The organism is Bradyrhizobium uaiense (assembly GCF_010811875.1).
GTDB lineage: Bacteria > Pseudomonadota > Alphaproteobacteria > Rhizobiales > Xanthobacteraceae > Bradyrhizobium > Bradyrhizobium uaiense.
This window is the reverse complement of the sequence record NZ_VKHP01000729.1, coordinates 1-253: the sequence shown is the minus strand read 5'-3', so window position 1 is coordinate 253 and position 253 is coordinate 1. Positions and strand designations below refer to the sequence as shown.

At 59.3% G+C, this 253-nt stretch carries 1 protein-coding gene; it reads right to left on the bottom strand.

The window, feature by feature from the left end; all coding sequences use genetic code 11:
- Positions 1-253, bottom strand: a 253-nt coding sequence (locus FNJ47_RS55115) for a hypothetical protein (protein WP_430649492.1), incomplete at both ends; no start/stop codon positions are given.

Below are 253 nucleotides of genomic sequence, written 5' to 3'. Positions count from 1 at the left end.
GATGGTGTTGTAACCCCAGTAATTCGAAAGCTTCTTCTCGACCAGGACACGGTCGTCGATCAGCCCATGGATCGGCAACAGCTCGATGGTGGTGACGCCAAGCCGCTTCAGGTGGTCGATCATCGCCCGTTCGCGATGGAACGGATGGAGTGAGGCGCGTGAGCGAAACCTACCAGCAAGAGATCGATCGGCACTTCGCCTGGTTCGAAACCAAGCTTCCGGAAAAGCCGGCGCGCTTCGTCGCGTGGCTGCG